The 25,129-nt window shown below is 68.8% G+C and carries 22 protein-coding genes; 13 read left to right on the plus strand and 9 right to left on the minus strand.

The genetic code is table 11. From position 1 onward, the window contains the following. The first annotated feature begins 12 nt into the window (after nucleotides 1-12). Nucleotides 13-729 carry a ribonuclease activity regulator RraA gene (locus IEV99_RS11490; protein WP_188517933.1) on the plus strand — a complete coding sequence of 239 codons (717 nt, stop codon included), beginning with the start codon at nucleotides 13-15 and terminating at the stop codon, nucleotides 727-729. Nucleotides 730-825: 96 nt separating this feature from the next. On the opposite strand, the gene IEV99_RS11495 is transcribed toward IEV99_RS11490, so the two are convergent. Next, nucleotides 826-1,212 carry a hypothetical protein gene (locus tag IEV99_RS11495; protein WP_188517934.1) on the minus strand — a complete coding sequence of 129 codons (387 nt, stop codon included), beginning with the start codon at nucleotides 1,210-1,212 and terminating at the stop codon, nucleotides 826-828. 775 nt (nucleotides 1,213-1,987) lie between these two features. On the opposite strand from IEV99_RS11495, the gene IEV99_RS11500 reads away from it, so the two are divergent. Both IEV99_RS11500 and IEV99_RS11505 read left to right on the plus strand, forming a co-directional pair. Next, nucleotides 1,988-3,433, plus strand: a complete 1,446-nt coding sequence (locus tag IEV99_RS11500) for an MFS transporter (protein ID WP_188517935.1) — start codon at nucleotides 1,988-1,990, stop codon at nucleotides 3,431-3,433. A gap of 16 nt (nucleotides 3,434-3,449) precedes the next feature. Beyond that, a complete protein-coding gene (locus tag IEV99_RS11505) occupies nucleotides 3,450-3,710 on the plus strand; it encodes a hypothetical protein (RefSeq protein WP_188517936.1) in 261 nt (86 codons plus the stop codon). A gap of 33 nt (nucleotides 3,711-3,743) precedes the next feature. Here the strand turns inward: IEV99_RS11505 and IEV99_RS11510 are convergent, their stop codons facing one another. After that, a complete protein-coding gene (locus IEV99_RS11510; protein WP_188517937.1) occupies nucleotides 3,744-4,853 on the minus strand; it encodes a zinc-binding metallopeptidase family protein in 1,110 nt (369 codons plus the stop codon). Between the two features lie 151 nt (nucleotides 4,854-5,004). On the opposite strand from IEV99_RS11510, the gene IEV99_RS11515 reads away from it, so the two are divergent. Beyond that, nucleotides 5,005-6,075 carry an ATP-dependent DNA ligase gene (locus IEV99_RS11515; RefSeq protein ID WP_188517938.1) on the plus strand — a complete coding sequence of 357 codons (1,071 nt, stop codon included), beginning with the start codon at nucleotides 5,005-5,007 and terminating at the stop codon, nucleotides 6,073-6,075. Further along, on the plus strand, nucleotides 6,068-7,015 hold the full coding sequence (gene ligD, locus IEV99_RS11520) for a non-homologous end-joining DNA ligase (protein WP_188517939.1): 948 nt from the start codon (nucleotides 6,068-6,070) through the stop codon (nucleotides 7,013-7,015). Before IEV99_RS11515 ends, ligD begins: the two co-directional genes overlap by 8 nt. A 296-nt stretch (nucleotides 7,016-7,311) precedes the next feature. On the opposite strand, the gene IEV99_RS11525 is transcribed toward ligD, so the two are convergent. Beyond that, nucleotides 7,312-8,514: an MFS transporter gene (locus IEV99_RS11525; RefSeq protein WP_188517940.1), complete on the minus strand. Its 1,203-nt coding sequence runs from the start codon at nucleotides 8,512-8,514 to the stop codon at nucleotides 7,312-7,314. A 242-nt stretch (nucleotides 8,515-8,756) separates the two neighbouring features. On the opposite strand from IEV99_RS11525, the gene IEV99_RS11530 reads away from it, so the two are divergent. From IEV99_RS11530 to IEV99_RS11540, 3 genes are read left to right on the plus strand one after another with little or no spacing between them, the layout of a single operon-like run. Then, nucleotides 8,757-9,362 (plus strand): TetR/AcrR family transcriptional regulator, encoded by a 606-nt coding sequence (locus IEV99_RS11530; RefSeq protein ID WP_188517941.1) that lies wholly within the window; start codon nucleotides 8,757-8,759, stop codon nucleotides 9,360-9,362. Beyond that, nucleotides 9,359-10,651: an efflux RND transporter periplasmic adaptor subunit gene (locus tag IEV99_RS11535; protein ID WP_188517942.1), complete on the plus strand. Its 1,293-nt coding sequence runs from the start codon at nucleotides 9,359-9,361 to the stop codon at nucleotides 10,649-10,651. Before IEV99_RS11530 ends, IEV99_RS11535 begins: the two co-directional genes overlap by 4 nt. Nucleotides 10,652-10,701: 50 nt before the next feature. Next, nucleotides 10,702-13,878 carry an efflux RND transporter permease subunit gene (locus IEV99_RS11540; protein ID WP_188517943.1) on the plus strand — a complete coding sequence of 1,059 codons (3,177 nt, stop codon included), beginning with the start codon at nucleotides 10,702-10,704 and terminating at the stop codon, nucleotides 13,876-13,878. A 33-nt stretch (nucleotides 13,879-13,911) separates the two neighbouring features. Here IEV99_RS11540 and IEV99_RS11545 read toward each other — a convergent pair whose 3' ends face one another. The 3 genes from IEV99_RS11545 to IEV99_RS11555 form a co-directional block, all read right to left on the minus strand. After that, on the minus strand, nucleotides 13,912-14,658 hold the full coding sequence (locus tag IEV99_RS11545; RefSeq protein WP_188517944.1) for a DsbA family oxidoreductase: 747 nt from the start codon (nucleotides 14,656-14,658) through the stop codon (nucleotides 13,912-13,914). A 78-nt stretch (nucleotides 14,659-14,736) separates the two neighbouring features. Next, nucleotides 14,737-15,981, minus strand: a complete 1,245-nt coding sequence (locus IEV99_RS11550) for an AMP-binding protein (protein ID WP_188517945.1) — start codon at nucleotides 15,979-15,981, stop codon at nucleotides 14,737-14,739. 43 nt (nucleotides 15,982-16,024) lie between these two features. Then, entirely contained in the window at nucleotides 16,025-17,851 is a 1,827-nt protein-coding gene (locus IEV99_RS11555) for an extracellular solute-binding protein (RefSeq protein ID WP_244643824.1), read from the minus strand. 280 nt (nucleotides 17,852-18,131) lie between these two features. Between IEV99_RS11555 and IEV99_RS11560 the strand changes: the two genes are divergently transcribed. After that, nucleotides 18,132-18,899: an invasion associated locus B family protein gene (locus IEV99_RS11560; RefSeq protein WP_188517946.1), complete on the plus strand. Its 768-nt coding sequence runs from the start codon at nucleotides 18,132-18,134 to the stop codon at nucleotides 18,897-18,899. Between the two features lie 71 nt (nucleotides 18,900-18,970). Here the strand turns inward: IEV99_RS11560 and IEV99_RS11565 are convergent, their stop codons facing one another. Next, nucleotides 18,971-19,936, minus strand: coding sequence for a hypothetical protein (locus IEV99_RS11565; protein ID WP_188517947.1), 966 nt, complete (start codon nucleotides 19,934-19,936; stop codon nucleotides 18,971-18,973). 155 nt (nucleotides 19,937-20,091) lie between these two features. Here IEV99_RS11565 and IEV99_RS11570 point away from each other — a divergent pair, with 155 nt between their 5' ends. From IEV99_RS11570 to IEV99_RS11580, 3 genes are all read left to right on the plus strand, one after another. After that, nucleotides 20,092-20,706 (plus strand): YidB family protein, encoded by a 615-nt coding sequence (locus IEV99_RS11570; RefSeq protein WP_443092860.1) that lies wholly within the window; start codon nucleotides 20,092-20,094, stop codon nucleotides 20,704-20,706. 36 nt (nucleotides 20,707-20,742) lie between these two features. Next, nucleotides 20,743-21,012 (plus strand): GlsB/YeaQ/YmgE family stress response membrane protein, encoded by a 270-nt coding sequence (locus IEV99_RS11575; RefSeq protein WP_188517949.1) that lies wholly within the window; start codon nucleotides 20,743-20,745, stop codon nucleotides 21,010-21,012. Between the two features lie 70 nt (nucleotides 21,013-21,082). Next, nucleotides 21,083-22,174 carry an acyltransferase family protein gene (locus tag IEV99_RS11580; RefSeq protein WP_188517950.1) on the plus strand — a complete coding sequence of 364 codons (1,092 nt, stop codon included), beginning with the start codon at nucleotides 21,083-21,085 and terminating at the stop codon, nucleotides 22,172-22,174. Between the two features lie 7 nt (nucleotides 22,175-22,181). On the opposite strand, the gene IEV99_RS11585 is transcribed toward IEV99_RS11580, so the two are convergent. After that, nucleotides 22,182-22,958, minus strand: a complete 777-nt coding sequence (locus tag IEV99_RS11585) for an SDR family oxidoreductase (RefSeq protein WP_188517951.1) — start codon at nucleotides 22,956-22,958, stop codon at nucleotides 22,182-22,184. A gap of 29 nt (nucleotides 22,959-22,987) precedes the next feature. Continuing rightward, nucleotides 22,988-23,740, minus strand: a complete 753-nt coding sequence (locus tag IEV99_RS11590) for a GntR family transcriptional regulator (RefSeq protein ID WP_371875807.1) — start codon at nucleotides 23,738-23,740, stop codon at nucleotides 22,988-22,990. A 121-nt stretch (nucleotides 23,741-23,861) separates the two neighbouring features. Between IEV99_RS11590 and IEV99_RS11595 the strand changes: the two genes are divergently transcribed. Further along, complete coding sequence (locus IEV99_RS11595) at nucleotides 23,862-25,112, plus strand: ABC transporter substrate-binding protein (RefSeq protein WP_188517953.1); 1,251 nt, start codon at nucleotides 23,862-23,864, stop codon at nucleotides 25,110-25,112. Nucleotides 25,113-25,129 lie beyond the last annotated feature (17 nt).

The raw sequence follows: 25,129 nt of genomic DNA on the forward strand, positions 1-25,129 counted from the left end.
GAGCGCGTCATCATGAGCCTCAAGCCAGACACCCGCGAAAAGCTGAAAACCGTCAGCACCGCAACGATTTGCACGGCCTTGTTCAAGCGCGGCTTTCGCAATCAGTATATCCAGGACGTTCGCCCGCTGAACCCGAACGTCAAGCCGATGGTCGGCGAGGCCTACACGCTGCGCTACATCCCGGCGCGCGAGGACCTGAACCCGATCTCGGTGTTCCAGGACCGCGCCCACCCGCAGCGCAAGGCCGTGGAAGAATGCCCGCCCGGCGCGGTGTTCGTGATCGACAGCCGCAAGGATCCCCGCGCGGCCTCCGCAGGCTCGATCCTGGTGACCCGCCTGATGAAGCGCGGCGTCGCCGGCGTGGTGTCGGACGGCGGCTTCCGCGATAGCCCCGAGATCGCCGACCTCGACATCCCGACCTATCACAACCGCCCGGCCGCCCCGACCAACCTCACGGTGCACCAGGCGCTCGACATCAACGTCCCGATCGGCTGCGGCGACGCCCCGGTCTGGCCCGGCGACGTGATCGTGGGCGACCGCGAGGGCGTGGTCGTGATCCCGGCTCACATCGCCGACGAGATCGCCGACGAGGCTGTCGAGATGACGGCCTTCGAGGACTTCGTCACCGAGAAGGTCAACGAGGGCCGCTCCATCCTCGGCCTCTACCCGCCGACGGACGAACAGAGCAAGGTCGATTTTGCCGAGTGGCGGAAGGCCAAGGGGCGTTAACACCCGCCGATCCGGGTTTCCGGCCGGGGAGGGCGCGTCCCGCGTTCTTCGGCGGCGTGGCGCATGCGCCGCGCTGCCGATCTGACGCCCAGCCGCCTAGATGGATCGACAACGCGGCGATGCAGCGGCGCGCGCACGATTCGCGGCGACGGGTTGCGCCGCCGCCCGCATCGGCGCGTCATCGAGGGGCTCCCGCAGGACACGCTCGTGGGCCAGCAGGATGTCGGCGCGCACGATCTCCATCATGGCCTCGGCGTCGTCCGCCGCCGGAACGACGCGCGGCACGCGACACGCCGTGCCGCGCCGACAGCTGCGTGCCCGCCTGCAGGTCCCGCGGCCGCAACGCCGCCAGACGCCGCTTTGCGTGTTGATGGCGCGGAGGCACCGTTCCAGCTCGGCCTCGGCCTCGTCCGGCCCATACTCGGGCTCCTCGGCGGGGTCGGCGAACGCGGCGGTGGGTGAGGGCGGTCGGCGGGCGGGCATGGCGGATGGGCTCTCGCTTGGTGTGGGGAGTGGGTTGTGAAAGAGCAGGGCGCGCGAAAGCGGCTCCGCGTTGGCGCGCGAAGATCGGGCAAGCTGGTGGAGGGGCGCCGCGAGGCGCCGGCCCATCTAGGATTTTACGCGTAGGATTCGGACGGGCCGACGCCTCGCGACCGGCGATTTTGAACCTTCCCGACCCGCGCTCCGTCCTCGTGGCCGCACCTTTCGGGCCGCGACCGCGAGGGTGTTAAGGTGGCCGCGTCCACGGCCCCACCGTAGTGTGGGGCGGGCGGGCTGACTGCCGGACGTTGGGTCGGCCGAGGCTGTTACCCCTCGAACCCGCCGTCCGGCCGCTCCGGGAAGGCTTCCCGGGAGGGTGGGTCCGGTATCCCCACCCGCGCAGGCGCCGCGCCCCGACCCCGCAACGGACCGCTCCGGAAGCGCCCCCTCCCTGGGTCGAGAGTGGGCGAAGGGTGCGGGAAACAGGGCGGAATGTCAAGGATTATTTTCATATTGCGTGCGCGTTCCCTCTCCCGCAGGCGGGAGATGGACGCGCACGACCATGCAGCGCCTCGCCGTCATTGCGAGCGCAGCGAAGCAATCCAGGCGGTTGGGGTTGGCCCCGACGCCGGACGTCGCGCCCGGCATCAGCTGGATTGCTTCGCTGGCGCTCACAAAAACGGAGAGATGCAGGCGAGGCGGTGACCGTGACCCGTAACCTCTCACGTGAACTCTTGCGCCGCTCACGCCGTTCTGCTCCCAAACGGGGAGGATCGGCATGCAGGGCGCGCATCTCACGGGGGAAGTGGTCGAGACCGACATTCCGGCGCGGCTCGACAGGTTGCCGTGGGGGCGCTTCCACAAGCTCGTGATCGCGGCGCTTGGCGTTACCTGGATCCTGGATGGGCTGGAGGTGACGCTGGCCGGCTCCCTCGCGGGGGCGCTGAAGGAAAGCCCGACGCTTCACCTCACCAACACGGATATTGGCCTCGCCAGCAGCGCCTATCTGGCGGGCGCGGTGCTCGGCGCCTTGTTCTTCGGGTGGCTGACCGACCGCCTCGGGCGCAAGAAGCTCTTCTTCATAACGCTGTTTCTCTACCTGATCGCCACGGCCGCCAGCGCGTTTTCGTGGGACGTGTGGAGCTTCTGCTTTTTCCGGTTTCTCACCGGCGCGGGCATCGGTGGCGAGTACACGGCCATCAACTCCACCATCCAGGAGTTGTTGCCGGCGCGGGTGCGCGGCTGGAGCGACCTCGTCATCAATGGCAGTTTCTGGATCGGCGCGGCGCTGGGCGCGGCGGGATCGGTGGTGGTGCTGAACCCGGCGATCTTCGCGATCGATACAGGCTGGCGCGTGGCCTTCTTCATCGGGGCCGTGCTCGGTCTCGTGATCCTGTTCATGCGGTTCTGGATTCCCGAGAGTCCACGATGGCTGATGACGCATGGCCGCGCCCGGGAGGCGGAGGAGATCGTGGCCGGCATCGAGGCGCGGTTCCGCGCCGAGGGGCACGCGCTGGATGAGGGGCCGTTCCCCAGGAACAAGCTGCGCGCCCGCAGCCATACGCCGCTCTCGGAGGTGTTCACGGCGCTGTTCCACACCCATCGCAGCCGCGCCGTGGTGGGGTTGAGCCTGATGGCCGCCCAGGCGTTCTTCTACAACGCGATCTTCTTCACCTACGCGCTGGTGCTGACGGATTTCTACAACGTGCCGTCGGACCATATCGGGCTCTACATCCTGCCCTTCGCGGTCGGCAACTTCATGGGGCCGCTGCTGCTCGGGCGGATGTTCGACACCGTCGGCCGGCGGCCGATGATCGCGTTCACCTATGTGGCGTCCGGCGTGCTGCTGGCAGTCAGCGGCTACCTCTTCCAGCAGAACGTGCTCACGCCCGTGACGCTAACGCTGTGCTGGGTGGTGGTGTTCTTTTTCGCCTCGGCGGCGGCGAGCTCGGCCTATCTCACCGTCAGCGAGACCTTCCCGCTGGAAATCCGGGCGCTCGCCATCGCGGCCTTCTATGCGGTCGGGACGGGCGTCGGCGGCGTGGCCGGGCCGGCGGTGTTCGGCCATCTGGTGCAGACGGGATCGCGCTTGACGGTGTTCGCCGGCTACCTGTTCGGCTCCGTGCTGATGATCCTGGCGGCCGGGGTGGTGTGGAGATGGGGCGTCGCCGCGGAACGGAAGTCGCTGGAAGCCGTCGCGCGGCCGCTGGCCTTCGCCGACTGAAACGCTCGCCGGGCGGATGCGTTATTCCACCGACAACAACCTGACGGAGGTGAGCATGGGCGCCTTGCTCGACAAGGACATGGAATGGGCGATCGCCGAAACGGATCGCACCTGGGCCGAATACCGCGAGCATCTGCGCGCGCGGGCGATCCCGAACTCGTTCGGCGGCACGGACATCGATACGCCGGACCCCAGGCGTCTCGACAACCTGCGGGATGCTCACCGCCAGGCGCGCGAGCGGCTGGAGCAGATCCTGTCCAGCAGCGAACAGCGCTGAAGCGAGGGAGGCGGCCGGCGGCGGCCCGCCCGCTCAGTCCATCACTCCGAGCGCGTCCTCGGCGGGCGCGCTCATGCCGGATTTCAGCCCTTCGGCCATCGCACGCAGAGGCGCCATGGCCGACTCCGGCCGCACCGACCGGCCCGCGACCTTGCGCACCATCATGTGCACGGCGCTGAGCTTGCTGATGGCGGGCGGGGAGAGCTGGAAGGGATAGAGGTCCGGCATCCCCATGCTGCGGTTCATCAGGTTGAGCGCGAAGGCGAGGCGCATCCAGGCGCTCACCATCCGCTCGAAGCGCGGCTCCGTGTAGGCGTCGAAATCGATCGGGACTGCGCCGGCGCCGCCCGTCACGAAGATCTCCAGGCACGACGCCGTCTCGAGCGTGTCGACCATGTGGAAATAATGCGCCCAGGTCTCGGCGAAATCCTCCCACGGATGCGAACTCGCATAGGCGCTGATGAAGAAGTCCTGCCAGCGCTCGGGCGGACCGTCGCCATAGTAGCGCTGGAGGGCGAGGCCGTAGTCGGGCCTCTCGTCCCCGAAGGCGTCGCGGAACACGCCCAGCAACTCCGGGTCGCGCGTCATCACGCCCCAAAAGTAATGGGCGATCTCGTGCCTGAAATGGCCGAGCAGGGTGCGGTAGCTTTCACCCAGCGCCTCGCGCCGCCGCTCGCGCTCGACGTCGTCGGCTTCCGCGATGTTGACCGTGATCAGGCCGTTGCTGTGGCCGGTCATCACCGGCTTGGTAGGGTCGGGCGGGTCGGCCAGGAAGTCGAACACCAGCCCGTCCGGCGCCTCGTTGCGGGTTTCCGGGCGCAGCCCGAAGCGAAACAGCGAGTAGAACAGCCGGCGCTTCGCCACCTCGACGCGCTGCCAGCGCTCCTGGTTGCGACCGAGCGAAAGGTCCGGAATGGTGCGGTTGTAGCGGCAGGCCGCGCAAAACGCCTCGCCGGGTTCGGCCAGCCAGTTGCACCCGCCGCTCTGGGCGTTCACGCACCGGAACTCGCCGCGGCCCGGGGTTTCGGCCGGCACGAGCGCCATTGCGAGGTGGTCGAGCCCTTGCGGCGTCCCGCAGCTCTCGCACTGGGAGGTTTCAAATTGCAGCGGATGCCCGCAGACCGTGCAGGAAAAAAGCTTCATCGGTAATGTCCGGCTGGAGATCCAGAATACCTCGATCCCTGCGTGGCAACGGCCCGGCCTTCGTCAAGTTCCAGCTCAAAAAAGCGTCAACGCTCCGCACCCGGAACGAAGCCGCCGGTCCGGCGCTTGAATCGCCGAGTTGGAGCCCACCATGACACGTGTTTCCGCCGATGCCGCCCCGCTGGCGATCCCGCTCGACCTCGAGCCCATGGAGGCGAAGTCCGCCGATGAGCTGCCGCAGGGCGGCGACTGGCTGTTCGAGCCCAAATGGGACGGCTTTCGCTGCGTCGCGTTCCGCTGGGGCGACACCGTGGAGCTGCGGGCCAAGTCCGGCAAGCCTCTCACGCGGTACTTTCCGGAGGTGGTCGCCGGGCTGCGGGGATTGCCGGTGGACCGCTTTGTGGTGGACGGCGAGCTTGCGATCGCACAGGGCGACAGCCTCTCCTTCGACGCGCTGCAGATGCGGCTTCATCCGGCGGAGAGCCGCATTCGCAAGCTGGCGGCCGAAACGCCGGCCTTTCTGATCCTCTTCGATTGCCTTGCCGCGCCCGGCCACGACGACCTGCGCGGCGAGCCGCTCACGGTCCGTCGGAAGGCGCTGGAACGGTTCTACGCCGCCTGCGACGGATCGCCGGCGCTGCGCCTGTCGCCCTTCACGGCGGATCGCGACGAGGCGGTCGCCTGGCTCGACACGGTCGGCGCCGCGCTCGACGGCGTCGTGGCGAAGCGCCGGGACGACTGCTACCAGCCCGGCGAGCGGGCCATGATCAAGGTGAAGCGGCTGCGGACGGCGGACTGCGTGGTGGGCGGCTTTCGCTACGAGAGCAAGTCCCGCGAGGTGGGGTCGTTGCTGCTCGGCCTCTTTGACGCGCAGGGGCGTCTCAACCATGTCGGCTACACGTCGACAATCACCAATGCGGAACGCCCGGAGCTGACCCGCAAGCTCGAGGCGCTTGTGGGCCCGCCGGGCTTCACCGGCGACGCGCCGGGCGGCCCGAGCCGCTGGAGCACGGAGCGGTCAAGCGAGTGGAGCCCGCTCAGGAGCGAGCTCGTCGTGGAGGTCCGCTACGATCACGTCACGGGCGGGCGCTTCCGGCACGGCACGAAGCTGCTGCGCTGGCGGCCCGACAAGGCGCCGCGCCAGTGCACGAGCGAGCAGCTTGAGAGCGAGGCGCGGCCCGGGCGCCTGCTTGGCGCGATGATGGAGGCGGCCCATGGCTGACAAGCACGACATCGAGATCGCCGGCGTGCGCCTGTCGAGCCCCGACAAGGTGCTGTTTCCCGAGCAGGGCATCACCAAGCGCGAGCTGGCGGAGTACTACGTGGCGGTCGCCGACGCGATGCTGCCGCACATCCGCAATCGCCCGATCACGCTGGTGCGCTGCCCGGCGGGCCGGCAGAAGAAGTGCTTCTACCAGCGCCACGCCGGCTCGGGCGTGCCCGAGCAGCTCGGGCAGGTGGACATCCCGGGCTTCGAGGAGCCCTACCTCTATCTCCGCGACCTTCCGGGCCTGATCGCGATCGTCCAGATGGGCGTCCTGGAGCTGCACCCCTGGGGCGCGTGCAAGGATCGCCCGGATCGGCCGGACCGCATGATCTTCGACCTGGACCCTGGGGAGGGGCTGGCCTTCGCGGACGTTGCGCGGGCCGCGCTCGACCTGCGCGACCGGCTGGCGGCGCTGGGCATGCAGAGCTTCGCCAAGACCACGGGCGGCAAGGGCATCCATGTGGTCGTCCCGCTGGAGCGCCGGCACGACTGGCCGGCCGTGAAGCAGTTCGCCAAGCGCTTTTCGGACGAACTGGCGGCGGCCGAGCCCGACCGATTCCTGACCCGCATCTCAAAGGCCGAGCGCCACGGCAAGATCTTCATCGACTACCTGCGCAATGACCCGACCTCCACGGCCGTAGCGCCCTATTCGAGCCGCGCGCGAGCAGGAGCGCCGGTGTCCATGCCGCTCGACTGGGCGCAGGTGAACGCCAGGCTCGACCCGGCGGATTTTACCATCAGGACCGTGCCTGAGCTGATCCGCGCTCGTGGCGCCGATCCGTGGGCGGCCATCTCCGCCGTGAAGCAACGGCTGCCGGAGAGCACTGCGAAAGAGCAAGGCGCAAAACCTCGAAAGAGGAAGCCGAGCCGCGCGGTGGTAGGCCAACCGATCTAGGTTGTGATGGGGATATAAGGGGGGAAAAACGCGGACTAAGCTGTTTCTCGTCCTTGCCAGCCTCAAGGACGGTCCTCTCCCTGAGGACATGCGAAGCCCCAAAACCCTTCGGCGAGCGCTTGCTCAACAGCAAGCCTCGCCTTTTCTTTTGATGGCGGGCGCGTGCTGATTTTCGCTTTTTGCGCACGCCGGGATTGAACGATTCGCAGCGGGGGGCGTTGTCCACCGCACACGTTCTCCCTCCCGAGCGTGCGACTGCCTGGCCCTCGGCTTCCCGCCGGGGGCTTCTTTTTTGCTCAGGCCCGCAGCGCCGCTGTGTTGACGCGAGATTTCACCGCGACCGCGCTTGCGATCGTCGCCAGAAGGCCGCCCGCTATAAAGGCGAATGCCGCGCGGGGCGCGCCGTGGTCGATGAAGGCGCCGATCGCCAGCGGCGCGATGGTGGCGCCGATGTCGAGGCCCGAATACACGAAGCCAAACACCTTGCCGGTGGCGCCGGGCGGGGTGGCGCTGCGCACCAGCATGTCGCGCGACGGAATGGTCGCCCCGGTCAGGAAGCCGGCGGCCCCCAGCATGAGCAGCAGCGCCGGCCCGCCCAGCGCCACGAACCCGACCACGAGCGTGAGCGCGCCCGCGGCCAGCAGGCCCGCGCCGACGATGCGCTCATGGTTGGGCGTCCAGTCGGCCAGGTAGCCGCCCGCGAGCGACCCGATTGCGCTGCACACGAGATAGAAGGTGGTCGCCTGGGCGGCGAAAGCCAGCGTCGATCCTTGCGCCAGGGGCAGCAGGCTGGGCAGGAAGTTCTGCGAACCGATCTGCGCGATGGCGAGCAGGATGAAGTAGACGAGGCAGGCCAGGATGGGACCGGCGAGCAGGAGGCGCCAGTCGCTCTTTCCGCCGGCCGTCGACGCGACACGCTCCACGCGCAGGGTCTGGTGCGCGGCCGCGACCAGGGCCGCCAGAATGAGCCCGGCGACGCCGACCTGCACCAGCGCGGTGCGCCAGCCGAAGCCCTGCGCCAGCAGCAGCATGGTGACGGGCGCGCAGGCCCAGCCCAGCGTGCCCAGCACCGTGTGGACGCTGTAGGCGCGGCCGATGCGGCTGCGCGCGATGCGGCCCGTCAGAATGGCGTAATCCGCCGGGTGAAACACGCTGTTGCCCATGCCGGCCAGCGCGGCGGCGGGCAGGAGCCCCCAATAGCCCGGCACGAGCCCGGCGAGCGCCACCGCGCCGCCGCACAACGCGATGCCGAAGGGCAGCACGATCTGCGGGCCGATGCGGTCCACCGCGAAACCGGCCGCCACCTGGCAGATCCCGGACGCCGCAAAGAACGCCGCCATCACGGCGCCCAGCTCCGTGAAGCTGACGCCGAGGTCCTTCTGGATCAGCGGAAACAGGGGCGGCAGCACGAGCTGGAAGAAGTGGCTCGCGAAATGCGCCACGCCCACGAGGGACATCACGCGGACGTCGCGTCCGAGCGGGGCTGTGGCGTCGGTCATGCGATCTGCTCTTTCGGTGGGCGGTCTGGCTTTCCTACAGGCAAACGCGCCTTCGAGCCATGCAGGGCGCCGCAAGGCTGTGCTGCGGCGGCCCGCGATGCCCTTGCTCTTCATCAAGCGTCATCACACAGCCGAGACTTACTGGAATTTAACTTGGAAAACGATACTCGGGAGTTCATATCCCCTCGGCCATGAAACTCGCCGGTTCACTTTCAGCGACAGCCCTCAGACGCGCCCACATCGTGGATGCGGCGCTCAAGCTGTTTTCCGAAAGCGCCTATGACGCCGTTCAGATGGACGACGTGGCGCGCGCGGCCGGCGTCGCCAAGCCGACCCTCTATCGCTACTTCCACACCAAGGAAGACCTGTTCCTGGAAGGTCTCGAGAAGGCGCTCGGCGACCTCGAGACCGAAGCCGAGCAGGCGGCGGCGAGGGCCGGCACGGCCAAGGAGGGCCTCACCCTCGTCATCCGTTGCGTCATCGCGTCGCTGGGCCGCTGCACAGCCGCCATTCGCGCGTTTGACGGCGCGGACACACGGCTGGGCGAACGCGGCCGCGCGGTCATCCGACGGCGCGTGAAGCAGATCCGGACCACGCTCTCGACCCTGATCGCGCGCGGCGTCGCGAGCGGAGAGTTTCGCGACCTCGATCCCGACCTCGTCGCTTTGGCGCTTCTGGGCGCCATGCGGATGACGGCGGCCCACACCACGGCGCGGCAGCAGGCGGGCGCGGCCCGCTTGTTGGCCGACCTGATCGAAAACGGACTCGTCTCAGGCGAGCCGTCGCAAGACGCAGAAGCGGCGGACCGCTCCGACGACCTGATGGACATGACGGTGGAAACACGATGAGCCGAACCAGCCTCCTGATCACCACCGTCGCCGTCGTGGCCGCCGGCTACGGCGCCTGGCGCTACTACGGGCAGCCGGATCTCATGGCGCTGGCGCGCGGCGAAGGCCTGAAGCAGACGCAGGAGGCGAAAGCGCGCCCGCAACCCGCGGCCGCGCGGCAGGGTGGGGGAGGCGGCGCCGCTGTCGTCACGGCCGCGGCCGAGCAGATGGAATTTCCCATTCGCCGCCGTTCCATCGGCAACATCGAGCCCAACGCCACCGTGGTGGTGAAGTCTCGCGTCGACAGCCAGCTCCTGCAGCAGCACGTCAAGGACGGCCAGTTCGTGAAGGCGGGCGACAAGCTGTTCACGCTCGACGACAAGGAGCTGCGCGCCACCATCGCCAAGGACGAGGCCAACCTCGCCCGCGACCAGGCCAACCTGACGCGCGCCCAGACCGATCTCGCCCGCAAGCGCGAGCTGCTCGCCGCCAAGTCGGGCGCGCAGCAGCAGGTTGACCAGGCCGTGGCGGACGCCAAGGCGGCTGAGGCGCAACTCGCCGCCGACCAGGCGACGCTCGACACCGACAAGCTGCGGCTTTCCTACACGCAGATCACCGCGCCCATCGACGGCCGGCTCGGCGCCATCCAGGTGACGCCCGGCAATCTCGTGCGGGCTTCCGACAACAGCTCGTCCAGCAATGCGGGCCTCGTCACCATCACGCAGGTGAAGCCCGTCCGGGTGACGTTCTCGATGCCCGAGCGCGAGCTCACGGCCGTGCGCCAGGCCATGGCGTCCGCCACGCCGCCGAACGTGCGGGTGTTCCCGAGCGGCGGCAAGACGCCGCTGGCGAGCGGCCCGCTCACCTTCGTGGACAGCGGCGTCGACGTGGCCTCCGGCACCTTCACCTCCAAGGCGACCTTCGCCAACGAGGACCTGGCGCTGTGGCCGGGCCAGTATGTCGACGTCGAGATCGAGCTCGGCAAGCGGCCCGACACCGTGGTGCTGCCGACCGTTGCGCTGCAGCCGGGTCAGGACAGCCCCTACGTGTTCGTGGTGAAGCCCGACAGCACCGTGGAGCTCCGGCCCGTGAAGGTGGCGGCTTCGGACGGCGACCGCACTGCCTTGTCGGAGGGCGTGAAGGCCGGCGAGCGGGTCGTGATCGACGGGCAACTGCGGCTCGCGAACGGCGCCCGGGTGCGTGACACCACGGCAGCCCAGGCCCGCAACGACAAGGCCGGCGCCCCGTCGCCGGCGGCTCCGGCCGCCGAAGCGGCCCCCCAGGCGCAAGCCGGCGCGTCCCGTTCCTGACCGGCCCTCGCTGAAACAGCCCCCGAAACCCCCATCGAGGGACACACGACGTGAACATCTCGGAATTCTGCATCAAGCACCCGGTCGCCACGACGCTGATGTCGATCGCGATGGTGGCCGGCGGCCTGTTCGCCTACGGCTTTCTGCCGGTGGCGGCGCTGCCGCGCACCGAGTTCCCGGTGGTCAACGTCTCGGCCTCGCTGCCGGGCGCTTCTCCCGACACCATGGCGACCTCGGTCGCGACGCCGCTGATCAAGCAGTTCACCACCATTGCGGGCATCGACACCATCACGTCGTCGAGCGCGCAGGGGTCTACCTCCATCGCGATCCAGTTCAACCTGGACCGGAGCATCGACGCCGCAGCCGCCGACGTACAGGCCGCCATCGCGCGCACCCAGCGCCAGCTGCCGGCCGAGATGACCGAGCCGCCGAGCTACCGCAAGGTGAACCCGGCCGACGCGCCCATCCTGCTGATGTCGATCAAGAGCGACACGACTCCACTCTCCAAGCTCGACGCCTTCGCCCAGCAGGTCATCTCGCCCGCGCTCTCGACCATCGAGGGCGTCGCGCAGGTTCAGATCTACGGCTCGCAGAAATACGCCGTGCGCGTGCAGCTCGACCCCAACGCGCTCGCGTCGCGCGGCATCGGCGTCAACGAAGTGCAGGCCGCGATCACGGCGGCCAACGCCAACACGCCCGTGGGCTCGCTGCAGAACCCGGACCAGCGCCTCACCATCCAGGCCGAGACGCAGCTCGCCAATGCGGCGCAGTTCGGCAACATCATCATCTCGGTGCGCAACGGCCGCCCGGTGCGCCTGGGCGACGTCGCCAAGGTGATCGACTCAGTCGAGAACTTCCAGCAGGCGAGCTGGTATGACGGCACGCGCTCCATCGTGCTGGCCGTGCAGCGCCAGCCCGACGCCAACACCGTGGAGGTGGTGGATAGGGTCAAGGCGCTGCTGCCGACCTTCGAGAGCCAGCTCCCCGCCAACACGACGCTGCACACGCTGAACGACCGCTCGCTGTCGATCCGCCACGCCGTTGAGGACGTGAAGTTCACGCTGGGGCTCACCATCGTGCTCGTCATCATGGTGATCTTCATATTCCTACGCCGGATCTCGGCCACCCTCATCCCGAGCCTGGCGGTGCCGATCTCCATCGTGGCGACGCTCGGCGCGATGTACCTGTTCAATTTTTCGATCGATAACATCTCGCTGCTCGCGCTGACGCTGTCGGTGGGCCTCGTGGTCGACGACGCGATCGTGATGCTGGAGAACATCGTCCGGCACATGGAGGAGGAGGGGAAGGGCCCGCTGGAGGCCGCGCTCGACGGCAGCCGCGAGATCGGTCTCACCATCATCTCCATCACCTTGTCGCTCGTCGCCGTGTTTCTGCCCGTTCTGCTGATGGGCGGCGTGATCGGGCGCATCTTCAACGAGTTCGCCGTGGTGGTGACGGCCTCCATCGCGGCCTCGGCCTTCGTGTCGCTGACGCTCACGCCGATGCTGTGCTCCATCATGCTGAGCCGGCCGGAGCCCGGCCACGACTCGCGCAAGGGTCTCGGCGGCTGGCTGGAGCGCGGCTTCGACAAGTTCCTGGCGGGCTACGACTGGGGGCTTCGCCTCAGCCTGCGCCACCAGCCCGTGATGCTGCTGGTGTTCTTCGCCACGCTGGGCGGCACCGTGTGGCTGTTCACCGCCATCCCGAAGGGCTTTTTTCCGCAGGAGGACATCGGCCAGCTCAGCGTCACCACGGAGGCGCGGCAGGACATCTCGTTCGACGCCATGGTGCTGCTGCAGAAGGACGTGATGGCTGTGTTCCAGAAGTCGCCCTACGTGGCGCACGTGGCCTCCACGGCCGGCGTCGCCACAACGGGGGGCGGCGCGAACAGCGGCATGAATTCCGGCCGGCTCTTCGTGGAGCTGAAGAGCCAGGAGGAGCGCCCGCCGCTCTCGGTGATCATCCCGGAGCTGCGCCGCCAGCTCGCGCAGGTGCCCGGCATCACCACCTACATGACGCCGGTGCAGAACCTGAATATCGGCGGCCGGGCCTCCAAGAGCCAGTACCAGTTCGTGATGCAGGGACTGGACCAGAACGAGCTCTACAGCTGGTCGCAGAAGATGTCGGACGCCATGCAGAAGGACAGGTCCTTCGCGGACGTCTCCACCGACCTGCAGAACAACGCCCTGCAGGCGACCCTGAAGGTGGACCGCGACAAGGCCAATGCGCTCGGCGTGTCGTCCGACCAGCTGCGATCGACGCTGTATTCGGGCTTCGGCGCCCGGCAGGTCTCCACGATCTACACGGCGGGCGACAGCTACAGCGTGCTGATCGAGTTCGATCCCACCGTCGCGTGGACCTCCGACCGGCTGGACGTGATCCGCATCCGCGCCTCAAACGGCACGCTGGTGCCGCTGAGCGCCATCGCCCGGGTCGAGCGGACGGCCGGTCCGCTCACCGTGAACCAGCTTGGCCAGCTCACCGCCGTGACGCTGTCGTTCAACCTGCCGAACGGCGTGTCGCTGGGCGACGCGCTGACCCGGATCGACCAGATCAAGGGCGAGCTGAACATGCCGGCCACCATCGCGACCAGCTTCGCCGGCACCGCCAAGACCTTCCAGCAGTCGCTCGCCAACCAGGGAATCCTGCTCACGGCCGCGATCGTGACAATCTACATCGTGCTGGGCATCCTGTACGAGAGCTTCGTCCACCCGCTCACCATCCTGACGGGCCTGCCCTCGGCGGCGCTGGGCGCCTTGCTGACGCTGAAGCTCTTCGGCATGGACCTCAGCGTGATCGCGATGATCGGCCTCCTGATGCTGATCGGCATCGTGAAAAAGAACGCCATCATGATGATCGACGTGGCGCTCGTCATGCAGCGCGATGGCAAGTCGCCACGCGACGCGATCTACGAGGCCTGCTTGATGCGCTTCAGGCCCATCATGATGACCACCTTCGCGGCCATCATGGGCACGCTGCCGATCGCCGTCGGAGCAGGGGCGGGCGCGGAGCTGCGCCAGCCGCTCGGCGTCGCGGTGGTGGGCGGCCTCGTGGTGTCGCAGGCGCTGACGCTGTTCATCACGCCGGTGCTCTACCTCTACATGGACCGGCTCTCCAACGCGCTGACGGCGGCGGTAGGCTGGTTCCGCAAGCCTCGTTCCCGGAAGGAGCGTCCCGAGGACGTGCGCGCGCCGCAAGGGGGCGAGCGCCCTATGCCGGCCGAGTGATCGCGGCCCGCGCGGCGCGGAGAGGCGGGCGGCTCAGTCGAGCTTGACGTCGTCCTCGTCGTTGTCGTCGTCCTCGTCCCCGTCGTCGTCGACCGGGGCCGCCGGCCTGGCGGCCGCCTCGGCGGCGAGCGCCTGGTCGATCGCGCCGGCCAGCACCTCGGCCGGTTGCGCGCCCGACGCCGCGACGCGACCGGCGAAGATGAAGAAGGGCACGCCCTCCACGCCGACGTCCTGCGCCTGCCGGATCTCACGGTGCACCTCCGGGGCGGACTCGTCCGAACGCAGGAAGCTGGCGGCTTCCTCGCGGTCCATGCCGACCAGCGCGGCGCGGTCGGCCAGCACCTCGACGTCTCCGATGTCGAGCCCCTCGGTGAAGAAAGCGCTGAACAGCGATTCAACGAGCGCGTCCTGCACGCCCCATGTCCACGACCAGCGGATCAGCCGGTGCGCGTCCAGGGTGTTGGGCGAGCGCTGAATGGCGTCGAACGCGAACGGGATGTCCACCTCCTTGCCGACCTCGACCAGCCGCTGGTGCACGTCCGCGACCCGGTCGCCGAACTTGCGGGCCATGTAGGCCTTGCGATCATGCCCGCCGGCCGGGATCGTGGGATCGAGCTGGAACGGGCGCCAGCGCACCACAACCGGCTGCTCGGGGCGCAGCTCCAGCGCCTCGGCAAGGCGGCGCTTGCCGACATAGCACCACGGGCAGACGACATCCGAGATGACGTCGATGGTGAGCGGAGCGGGCTCCTGAGGCGCGGATGCGGCGGCGTCCGTCATGGCGGATCTCCGGAATGCGAAAGGTTGAAAAGGGTTGATCGCCGCAAATTAGCGCAATCGGGCGAAATGGCGACCCTCTCAGGCCGGGTCGAGGCTCACGATGCGGTCGCCGTCGAGCTTGGCGACGAGGCCGGGGTCCGCCCAGCCGGTCTCCGGCGAGCCGCCGCTGACCCCTTCGCCGCGCACCTGCAGGCGGCCGCGCTCCACGCGCGCCTCGGTGACGAGCGCCCCGTCGGTGGCGTCGGGCACGCGCAGCGATGCGAGCGACACGTCGGCGGCGCCGTCCTCGCGCCGGGGGCCCAGCAGCAGCGCAGTTTCGCGCAGGGCCAGCACGTCGATGATGGGCGACGCCTTTGCGCGGGGCCGCTCTCGTTGCTGCAGGCGCGCCGGCGCCCGATGGACGAGCACGGCGGAGCTGAGCGCCGCGCCGCCCAGCAGCTCGGCCTGATGCAGCCCTCGCTCCAACGCCGCCGGCGCGACCAGATGAGGACGCACCATCATGGAGAGCTGCTGCAGCAATCCGCCGGCGTCGAACGGGCCATGCAGGTGAAGCGTAGCGCCGGTGAGCAGCGCCGGAATCAGGCCGGTGGCCAGGCCCGCAAGCGTCAGGGGCGCGAGCGTGGTGAGAATCGGATCGGCGGCGCCGAGGTCGCCGCGCGTGACGACGCCCAGCGCGCTGGCGATCAGCATCTCCTGCGCGTGCGACCTCCAGACCGGACCGGTGGGAGTGAGGTCGAGGGTCAGCACCGGCCTGGGTCCCGGGCGGGCGTTCTCGAAGGCGTTCACGAAACCAGTGTCGCGGCTATGGATCAGCGCGTCTGAAAGCGGCGTCACTCCGGCGGGCAGCCGGTCGCCGAAGGCGAGCAGAAAGCGCGGCCCATCGGGGAGCATCGCGGCGGCGGCCCGCAACGCCTCGGCCGGCCGCACGTCCCCGACCGCGCCCACCGACACAATGGCGCGGGCGCCGAGCAGCTGAAGAGCCGCGGACAGGGCCTCGCGCGGCAGCCAGGTGGGCGTGAGGCACGGCGTCATTCCGGCCTTCAGAACCGCCAGAATGGCGAGCGGAGCTTCCACGGAAGCCCCCATCGCGACCGCGACCCGACTGCCGGGCTCCAGGCCGATCTCGTCGATGCGGTGCACGATGTTGTCGACGGCCTGCGCGGCCTCCGCGTAGGTGCGGCGCATGACGCGTCCGCCGCAGTCGAAGCCCGCGAAGGCGAGGGCCTGGCCGTTGAGGTTCGCGGTCGAAACGAAGAGGTCGACCAACGTCACGCCCGACCACGGCGCGGGCGCGGCGCTCTCGATCTCTTCGGCGTGGCTCACCCCGTCCCCCGGCTCGGCTCCTCAACTCAGGAGTGTGCAACAATCAAGGCGATTCCCGCCAGAGCGTATCCGGTAAAAAGCCGAACAAAGGCGCCGGCTCCGGCCGTTTCACCGCCGCCGAGCGCGCCACCCATTGGTCCGGCTGATTGAACAGCGGAATGACGTAGAAGCCGGACAAAAGCACCCGGTCGAGCGCCCGGACGGCGTCCACGAAGGTGTCGCGCTCCCGGGCGGCCAGCATCGCCTCGATGGCGGCGTCGATGGCGGGCGAGCGTGCGCCCGCATAATTGAGCGACCCCGGCCGGGCGGCCGACTGCGACCCCCAGCGGCCATACTGCTCGTTGCCCGGCGAGGGCGACGCGCCCCAGCTGTACTGGATCATGTCATAGTCGAAATCCGAGAGCCGTCGCCAGTACTGCACGTCGTCGACCAGACGCACCGCCATTGTGACGCCGATCCGCTGCAACGCGCTCGCGAAGTTGAGCGCGAGGCGCTCCTGCACCCGCGTGGAGGCCAAGAATTCGAACGCCAGCGGCTCTCCCGTGGCGGTCTGGCGCAACGCGCCGTCCCGCAAAACGTAGCCGGCCGAGGCCAGCAGCGCGAGCGCCTTGCGGGCATTGTCCCGGTCACGGCCCGAACCGTCGGCGCCGGCCGGTCGCCATCCGCCGTCGAGGATGTCCGGCCGCACCGCGCCCGGGAAGGGCGCGAGGATCGCCCGCTCTCCGGCGGACGCATCGCGGCCCGTCGAGGCGAGGTCCGAGCCCTCGAAATAGCTCGTGGTGCGCCGGTACACCCCGGCGAAGAGGTTGCGGTTCACCCAGTCGAAGTCGAACAGCAGCCCCAGCGCCTCGCGGACGCGCGGGTCGGCGAAGAATGGCCGGCGCGTGTTGAACACGAAAGCGTTCATGCCCTTGGGCGTGCGCACCGGGACAGGATCCTTCACCACGCGCCCGTCGCGCACGGCGGGAAAGTCGTAGCCGGTCGTCCAGCGGGTGGGGCTGTCCTCCGACCGCACGTCGTAGAGCCCGCCCTTGAACGCCTCGAACAGCGCGTTGGCGTCGCGGTAGTAGTCGAAGCGGATCTCGTCCGGATTGTAGAGCCCGCGCGAGATCGGCAGATCCTTGGCCCAGTAGTCGGGATTGCGGCGGTACGTGATGCTCTCGCCGGGCTTGGCCTGCGCGACCACATAGGGGCCCGTGCCCACCGGCGGCGCCAGCGTGGTCTGCTCGAAGGTCGCCGGATCGGTCGCGTGCTTCGGCAGCACCGGCATCAGGGCGAGGATCAGCGGCAGTTCGCGGTCCCCGCCGGCGTCGAGGTCGAACCGGATCGTGCGCCCGTCCACGGCCGTGGCGCGTGAGACCTTGCCGTACCAGCTTCGCAGGTTGGGCTTGCCCTTGGTTCTCAGAAGGTCCCAGGTGAACAGCACGTCCTCGGCCGTCACCGGCGCTCCGTCCGAGAAGCGCGCCTTCGGGTTGAGGCGAAAGATCACCCAGCTGCGATCGTCCGGCGTCTCGATGCTCTCGGCCACCAGGCCGTAGAGCGTGAAGGGCTCGTCGAAGGACCGCGCCATCAGGGCCTGGAACACGAGCCCGGTCGGCGGCGCGATGCCCTGGGCAGCGATGCCGCGCACCACATAGGGGTTCAGCGTGTCGAACGAGCCCTGGACGCCGAACACGATTCGCCCGCCCTTGGGCGCATCGGCGCGCACATAGGGCAGGGCGGCGAAGTCGGGCGGCAGGGCTGGCTCGCCATGCATCGCGATGCCGTGGCGAGGCTGCGCGTTTGCGCTTGCGACCGACGAGGCGACGAGAGCCAGGGCGCAAACCGCCGCCGTTGCGGCGTGGCGGGCAATGATTCGAAGCGATCTCACTCGTCGAAGATACCATGTCCGTTAGGGCATGATGCCTACCCAGATCGGCGATTTCGGCTGGAAAGCCGCGGGGTAAAGCGATATGAGGCAAGCGGCCTCGTCATTCTCACGCCTCATTCCGCGCCGATGCAGCGGGCGAGATCCGTGGGAGGGCAGGGGCCTTCCTGGTGTGCCTGGCCCTTTGCGGGCTGGACGTCCTTGTCGGGACGGCTGGGCGCGCTCTTTCGGTCTTCCGTCGGCGCCTGCCGTCGTCCCAGCCAATCGAGAAGGATTTATCCTGATGTCTTTCGACCGGTGGTCCGCTCTGCGCCCGAGCCGGATGGCGCTCCTCGCCGCCGCCTCGCTCTCCCTTTCCGCTCCGGCCTTCGCGCAGACGCAGCCGCGTCCGGCTGCTCCCAAGCCCGCAGCTCCCGCCCCGGCCCAGCCGGCCGCCCCGCAGGGCCAGGCCGCGCAGACCGGCCCGACCGTCGTGCAGGTGAAGCCCGAGCCGTCCCAGGCCGACTGGGTGAAGGTTTGCGGCAAGGACCCGCAGGCCGGCAAGGAGATCTGCTATACGACGCGCGACTTCGTGTCCGACCAGGGCCAGCCGGTGCTCGCCGTCGCGGTCTATGACGTGAAGGGCGACCCGAACAAGATCGTCCGCTTCCTGATGCCGCTCGGCCTGCTGCTGCAGCCCGGCATCCGCTACGCCGCCGACTCCGGCGCGCCGCAGGCCGGCAAATACGCGATCTGCTTCCCGAACGGCTGCTTCGCCGAAGGTCCCGTCAAGGAGGACGTGATCAACGGCATCAAGAAGGCCACCAACCTGAACATCAGCGTCCAGAACCAGTTTACCCGCGAGGTGACGTTCCAGGTGCCGATGGCGGGCTTCGGCAAGGCCTACGACGGCGCTCCGATCGACCCGGCGGTGCTCGAGCAGCAGCAGAAGCAGCTGCAGGAGCAGATGCAGAAGCAGGCCGACGAGATGCGCAAGAAGCTCGAGCAGCCCGGCGCGGCTCCGGCCCCCGGCGCAGCGCCCGCTCCGGCCCCGGCGGCTCCCAAGCCCTGATCGTAGAGGCTTTCGAATGCGAACGGGCGGTCCTCAGGGCCGCCCGTTTTGCGTTGGGAACTCCCCGGGCGCTAGCTCGCCGGGCGTTTGAGCGCTTGCGCGATGGCGGCCTCGATCAGTTCGGCGGCCGCCTGGGTGAGATGGGAGCCGTCCCAGAACGAGCGCGGATCGCGCGTCAGCCGCGTATCGCGCCGGAAATCGAGCAGGGTAACGTTGGAGCGAGACGCCGCCGCCGCGATGGCGTCCTTGCAGGCCGTTTCGGCGCGAGCGGCGGGCCGTCCCGGCCGGGGCCGGAACTTGGCGTAGACCGGCGTCACCACCAGCGCGACGGACGTCGTGGGCGGAATCGCGTCCAGCATGTCGCGCAGCACCGCCAGGCCCGGGAAAGGGCCCGGCTGCTCGGCCAGCGGCAAAGGTCCAGCGCCTTCCAGGTCCGGGCCGCGCCAGCGCCGGCCGATCTCGTAGTTCCAGTAACCGTCGCGGCCGGCCAGCACGGCGGGGTGCTCTGTCCCAAGCAGGGCCGCCACAGCGTCCTCCAGCACGTCGGCCCGGAAGGCGCCGCGGGCATAGGTCCAGAAGTCGGCCGCATAGAGCCAGAATGGGAAGGGGCCGCCCTGCAGACGGTTGCGGGCGTTGGGCCCGCTCCGGCAGGCATATTCGTCGAGCCCGATCACGATCGCCTTGGCCGGCTCGCGCCTGTGCCGCAGAAAATACGCGAGGACGGCCTTCTGCTCCGGCAGGCCTGACCCTGGGATCGCCAGCGACATGAACTTCGCGCCGGTCGCCGCATCCAGGCGCGCGGGGCTGAACAACTGAGCGTGCGAGTTCCCGATGATGGCTGCGTCGAAAGCGGGATCGCGCGCCCGGCTCGCATGCGCGGCGCGCGGCGCCTGCTCGCGCGTGAAGCCGAGGCCGACGCCCGGGACCCGCCCGGTGTCATATGGGTCGACGCACAGGATCAGCAGCGCCGCGCCTGACGCCGCGGCCACGGTCGTGATCGCCCAACTCCGCAGAACACCCCGCCAAGCGTTACCCATGCCACCGGTCCTAGGGCGTTGGGAGCCGCTCTTCAACGTCGGGGCCTTGCGAGCGCGCCCCGCGCCACGCCGCGCATGATGGGCGAGCCTGCTTCTTGGAACGCTTAAGCCCCAGCGTGTGTTGTTGGCTCTGCAGAGGAGAACGCGTCATGGGCTTGCTCGACAACATCCTGGGTGGATTGACCGGCGGCGGGCAGGGGCAGTCCTCCTTTCCGGGCTCGTCCAGCTCGCCGCTGACCAAGGCCTTGCTCATGCTCCTGGCCGCGAAGGCCTACCAGCATTACACGTCACGCCCGTCGCAGCCCGGTCTCGGCGGTCAAACGGGCGGCGGCCAGATTGGCGGCGGCTTTGATCCTGCTTCCGGCGGCATGGCCCCCAACGCGGCTCCGTCCGGCGGTCTTGGGGACATGCTGCGCGGCGGCGCAGGCGGCGGCCTTCTCGGCGGTCTTGCAGGCGGTGGCCTTGGCGGCCTGCTCGGCGGACTCGTCAGCGGCGGCGGGCTGAACTCGATCCTCGATCAGTTGCGCAACAGCGGCCACGGCGACGTCGCCAACTCATGGGTCGGAACAGGCCAGAACCAGCCGATTCATCCCGACCAGCTCCGCCAGGCGCTTGGCCCAGACACCGTCGACGAACTTGCCCAGAAGTCGGGCATGAGCAACGACGACGTCCTGCGCGAATTGTCCGAACAGCTACCGGCGGCGGTGGACCAGTTCACGCCCGACGGCCGCATTCCCACGCAGGAAGACGTCAATAGCCGCTGGGTTTGACCACCGCGCTTCGAGACCACCACGAAAGGCGACACCATGAGCATTCTTTGGACCATCCTGATCGGCTTCGTTGCGGGCGTGATCGCGAAATTTATCCATCCGGGCTCCAACGAACCGGCCGGCTTCATCATGACGGCCATCCTGGGCATCATCGGCGCGTTTGTGGCGACGTTCCTCGGCCAGGCGCTAGGCTGGTACCGGGCAGGCGAAGGCGCAGGCCTCGTCGGCGCGGTTGTGGGCGCGATCATCGTGCTCGTGATCTGGGGCATGGTCACCGGCCGCCGCAACACGACGCCGCTGGCCTGACGCGACAACCTGACCGATCTCTCGGCGACGCCGAAAGCCGGTCTTAACTCGCCGATGCGATGCTGGCTCCATGCAGCCGGCATCGCGCACCGCTCACGCTGACCCATCCCTCCCGGCCCGTATCGACTTCGTCGACTACGCCAAGGGCCTGTGCATCGTGATGGTCGTCATGATGCACACGACCCTGGGACTGGGCGAAGCACTCGGCCGCGAGGGCTTCATGCATACGGCCGTGGCGTTCGCCCGGCCGTTTCGCATGCCGGACTTCTTTCTGATCTCGGGCCTGTTTCTGTCGCGCGCGGTCGACCGGCCCTGGCGCGCCTATCTCGACTCCAAGGCGCTTCATTTCGCTTATTTCTATGCGCTCTGGGTGCTGATCCAGTTCGCCTTCAAGGCGCCGGCGGCGCTCTCGACCGGTGACGCCGCAACGCTGCGCGAATTCATGCTGGCGCCCGTCGAGCCATTCGGCACGCTCTGGTTCATCTACCTGCTGCCTGTTTTCTTCGTGCTCGGCAAGGCGTTGCGCGGCGTTCATCCGCTCGTGGTCTGGCTCGCGGCGGCGCTGCTCGAAACAGCCGGCGTCCATACGGGCTGGACCGTGATCGACGAGTTCGCGGGCCGGTGGGTATACTTCGTCACCGGCGCGGCGGCTGCTCCGGCCGTGTTCGCGCTGGCGCGGGCCGTCGTCGCGCATCGGCTGGTTGCGCTCGCCGCGTTGGCCGCCTGGGCGTCGCTCAACGCCTCGGCCGTGTTTACGCCGGCGCCGGCCATCGGCGAAGCCTCGCTCGCCAAGGCGCCCGGCCTGCGGCTGGCGCTCGGGCTCGTCGGCGCGGGCGCGGTGGTGACGGTTTCGGCCCTGCTCGCCAACTCCGGACAATGGCGGTGGCTGCGGACTCTGGGCGAGCGATCGATCGTGATCTACCTCGCGTTTTTCCTGCCGATGGCGGTCGGCCGCGCCGTCGCGGTCCGCCTGTTCCCGGAGGGGGACGCGGGCTGGCTGGCGCTGGGCGTATCGGCTTTTGCGGTGGCCGCGCCGGTGGCGCTGGATCTGCTCACCCGCGGCACGCGCTTCGGCTTTCTGTTCGCCCGCCCGGCCTGGGCCCGGCTCGATCGCGAGCCGCAGCCCCGGGTGCGTGCGCAGGGGGACCCCACGGCCGCGTGATGCCTCGTCAGGCGAGCATCTGCGTGTCGCCGCAGATCGAGATCGCCTGGCCCGAGATGGTGCGGCCGCGTGGGCTGGACAGGAACACGATCTGGTCGGCAAGTTGCTGCGGCGTCACGTATTCCTTGATGGACGTGTACGAGAACGCGATCGCCTCCATTTCCGCGCATCCTATGCCGCGCTGCTGCGCCTTGGCCTCCAGCACCCGGCGCTGGCGGTCGCCCGCCACGAGGCCCGGCAGAATGGCGTTGACCCTGACGCCGTCGCCGCCGAGCTCGATCGCGAGCGACTTGGTGAAGCCGATCACCCCCCACTTCGCGGCCGCATAGGGTGAGCGCATTGAAAAGCCGAGCCGCCCGGCCAGGGAGGACAGGTTCACGATCGAGCCGTTCTGGCTGCGCCGCAGATACGGGGCCGCCAGGCGGGCGCAGTTGAACTGGCCCGTGAGGCATACAGCGATGCAGCGGTCCCAATCTTCGGGATGGATCTCGTCGACCTTGCCGGTCGGCCCGGCGATCCCGGCGTTGTTCACCAGCGTGTCGAGGCCGCCGAGCGCTGCGAGCGCTTCGTCGAACAGACGCGCCACCGAGGCGCGGTCGGCCACGTCGCACACCGACCAGGTAAGGACCGGGTCGGTGGTCCTCAGCATGCCGAGGGCCGCCTCGTCGACGTCGCAGACATGCACGCGGGCGCCCTCGCGCACGAAGGCGCGCGCGATCTCGAGCCCGATGCCGCTGGCGCCCGCCGTCACCAGCACGCGCAAGCCGCTGATCCCTAGATCCATGGTGGTCCCTCCGCTTCGCGTTTCGGGGTTCAGGGCGCGAGCGCGCCCCGGCTGATGATGAAGTCTGCCGCGCCGGTGATGTCGGCCGCGATCGCCGCCCGGGCCGCCGCGCCGTCGCGAGCCCTGATGGCCGCCAGCGCGTCGGCATGAAACCGCAGGGCGCCGCCCTCGCGGAGGCGATCGGGACTGGCCCGCAGGTCGAGGTTGATCACGGGCCCGGCCTTCAGCCACAGGCCCCGAATGATCTCCACCAGCAACGGCGAACCCGCGGCCGCATAGACGGCGAAATGAAAATCTTTGTTGAGCCCGACCGTGAGCCCCGAATCCGGATCGGGGAGGGCGCTCTGGCGCCGAAAGGCCGCTTCCGCGGCTGCGATCTGCGCCAGATCGTCTTCGGTGCGCCGCGAGGCGGCCTGGGCCGCCGCATGTCCCTCGATGGAGATCCGGACATCGGCCAGTTCGCGGAACTGCGCTGCGCTCATCATCGGCACGCGGATGGCCCGGTTGGGCGTGACCTCCAGCGCCCGATCGGCGACCAGCCGGCTGACCGCCTCGCGAACCGGCATCATCGACACGCCGAGGGCCCCGGCGGCGCCGCGCAGCGACACTTTCTCGCCCGGCGCCATCCGGCCCGACACCAGAAGTTCGCTGAGCCGAGCGTAGGCCCGCTCGCCCAACGTCTGCCGGTCCAGCGGTTCGATCCGCTCGAGAGTATCCCGATTGTCCAAACGCATCCCTGGCTTTGGCGCCAGCCCCAAACAAGGCTGGACAAGCGTCGTCATCACCGGCAACCTAACTGTGATCACAGATCACGGCAAGGCGCGAGGGCTCCGCAGAGAGCCCGCCCCGGATCGGCTGGTCGAGGAAACGCGTCGACGAAATTGTCGCAGGAGGATCTTCACCATGGACACCCGTGTTCCGCTGTCACGCCGAGGCCTGCTCAAGTCCGCCGGTGGCGTCGCCGTCCTCGCCGGGATCGGCGCTCCCGCCATCGTGCGCGCCCAGAGCGAAGCGATCCGGATCGGCCATCTCACGCCCCGCACGGGATTTCTGGGCCCGTTGGGCGAGTATGGCGTCATGGCCATCGACCTCGCCGTCGAGGAGCTGAACGCGGCCGGCGGCATCAACGGCCGCAAGATCGAGCTTCTGAAGGAAGATTCGGTGAACCCGCAGACGGCCTCCACCAAGGCCGAAAGAATGATCGAGCGCGACAAGGTCGCGTGCATCATCGGCGAGATCTCGTCCGCCTCCTGCCTGACGATCGCGCAGGTCGCCCAGCGCAACAAGACGCTCTACGTCAACACCGGCGGCAACTCGGACGCGCTGCGCGGCGCCGACTGCAAGAAGTTCATGTTCCATGTCGAGTCGCAGAACTCGATGTATGTGAAGTCGGTCGGCCGGTCCTTTCTCTCGGCCGGGCTCGTGAAGGGCAAGTCCTGGTACTCGCTGACGGCGGACTACGCCTTCGGGCATGACCTGCTGAAGGTCGCCAAGCGCTTCATGGAGGGCAATGGCGGCAAGTTCTCGGGCGACGAACTCGTGCCGACGGACGCGACCGACTTCTCGGCCTACCTGCTGAAGATCCGCAGCGCCAAGCCGGACCTGGTGGTGTTGAACCTCGCCGGCAACCAGATCACCAACTTCCTGAAGCAATATGCCGAGTTCGGCCTCACTTTCCCGGTTGGCGGTTTCGGCTTTGACACAGCGCTCGCCTGGGCGGCCGGTAAGGGCAACTTCGTCGGCACGTGGCCGGTGGTCTGGCATCACCTGCTCGACACGCCCGGCACCAAGAGCTTCGTGGGCGCTTTCACCAAGAAATACGGCAAGCCGCCCGAGAACCAGGCCTGGGGCGACTACATCGCGATGAAGATCGTCGCCCAGAGCATGAACGAGTTGAAGACGCCCGACAGCGTCAAGCTCATCGAGCATTGGGAGAAGGGCGCGAAGTTCGACCTCCTGAAGACACGCCCGGGGTATTTCCGCGCCTCGGATCACCAGCTCATGCACGAGATGTACGCCGTCACGGCGCTGCCGGCGGACCAGGTGAAGAACCAGTGGGACATCTTCACCTCCACGGGCCCCGTGCCCGGACCGAACGAGGATCTCGAGGTGATCGCCTCCACCAAGGACGAGGCGGCCTGCACCTTCGCGTAAACGCGCGTCCGCGGGAC

The organism is Alsobacter metallidurans, assembly GCF_014636935.1.
Taxonomy (GTDB): domain Bacteria; phylum Pseudomonadota; class Alphaproteobacteria; order Rhizobiales; family Beijerinckiaceae; genus Alsobacter; species Alsobacter metallidurans.

Excerpts from the sequence above, each read along its gene's own strand:
- IEV99_RS11545 (WP_188517944.1), bottom strand. The coding sequence starts at position 14,658 with ATGACGGACGCCGCCGCATCCGCGCCTCAGGAGCCCGCTCCGCTCACC.
- IEV99_RS11595 (WP_188517953.1), top strand. The coding sequence starts at position 23,862 with ATGGACACCCGTGTTCCGCTGTCACGCCGAGGCCTGCTCAAGTCCGCC.
- IEV99_RS11490 (WP_188517933.1), top strand. The coding sequence starts at position 13 with ATGAGCCTCAAGCCAGACACCCGCGAAAAGCTGAAAACCGTCAGCACC.
- IEV99_RS11535 (WP_188517942.1), top strand. The coding sequence starts at position 9,359 with ATGAGCCGAACCAGCCTCCTGATCACCACCGTCGCCGTCGTGGCCGCC.
- IEV99_RS11495 (WP_188517934.1), bottom strand. The coding sequence starts at position 1,212 with ATGCCCGCCCGCCGACCGCCCTCACCCACCGCCGCGTTCGCCGACCCC.
- IEV99_RS11510 (WP_188517937.1), bottom strand. The coding sequence starts at position 4,853 with ATGAAGCTTTTTTCCTGCACGGTCTGCGGGCATCCGCTGCAATTTGAA.
- IEV99_RS11580 (WP_188517950.1), top strand. The coding sequence starts at position 21,083 with ATGCAGCCGGCATCGCGCACCGCTCACGCTGACCCATCCCTCCCGGCC.
- ligD (WP_188517939.1), top strand. The coding sequence starts at position 6,068 with ATGGCTGACAAGCACGACATCGAGATCGCCGGCGTGCGCCTGTCGAGC.
- IEV99_RS11560 (WP_188517946.1), top strand. The coding sequence starts at position 18,132 with ATGTCTTTCGACCGGTGGTCCGCTCTGCGCCCGAGCCGGATGGCGCTC.
- IEV99_RS11525 (WP_188517940.1), bottom strand. The coding sequence starts at position 8,514 with ATGACCGACGCCACAGCCCCGCTCGGACGCGACGTCCGCGTGATGTCC.
- IEV99_RS11590 (WP_371875807.1), bottom strand. The coding sequence starts at position 23,740 with ATGACGACGCTTGTCCAGCCTTGTTTGGGGCTGGCGCCAAAGCCAGGG.
- IEV99_RS11505 (WP_188517936.1), top strand. The coding sequence starts at position 3,450 with ATGCGTTATTCCACCGACAACAACCTGACGGAGGTGAGCATGGGCGCC.
- IEV99_RS11575 (WP_188517949.1), top strand. The coding sequence starts at position 20,743 with ATGAGCATTCTTTGGACCATCCTGATCGGCTTCGTTGCGGGCGTGATC.
- IEV99_RS11515 (WP_188517938.1), top strand. The coding sequence starts at position 5,005 with ATGACACGTGTTTCCGCCGATGCCGCCCCGCTGGCGATCCCGCTCGAC.
- IEV99_RS11585 (WP_188517951.1), bottom strand. The coding sequence starts at position 22,958 with ATGGATCTAGGGATCAGCGGCTTGCGCGTGCTGGTGACGGCGGGCGCC.
- IEV99_RS11500 (WP_188517935.1), top strand. The coding sequence starts at position 1,988 with ATGCAGGGCGCGCATCTCACGGGGGAAGTGGTCGAGACCGACATTCCG.
- IEV99_RS11565 (WP_188517947.1), bottom strand. The coding sequence starts at position 19,936 with ATGGGTAACGCTTGGCGGGGTGTTCTGCGGAGTTGGGCGATCACGACC.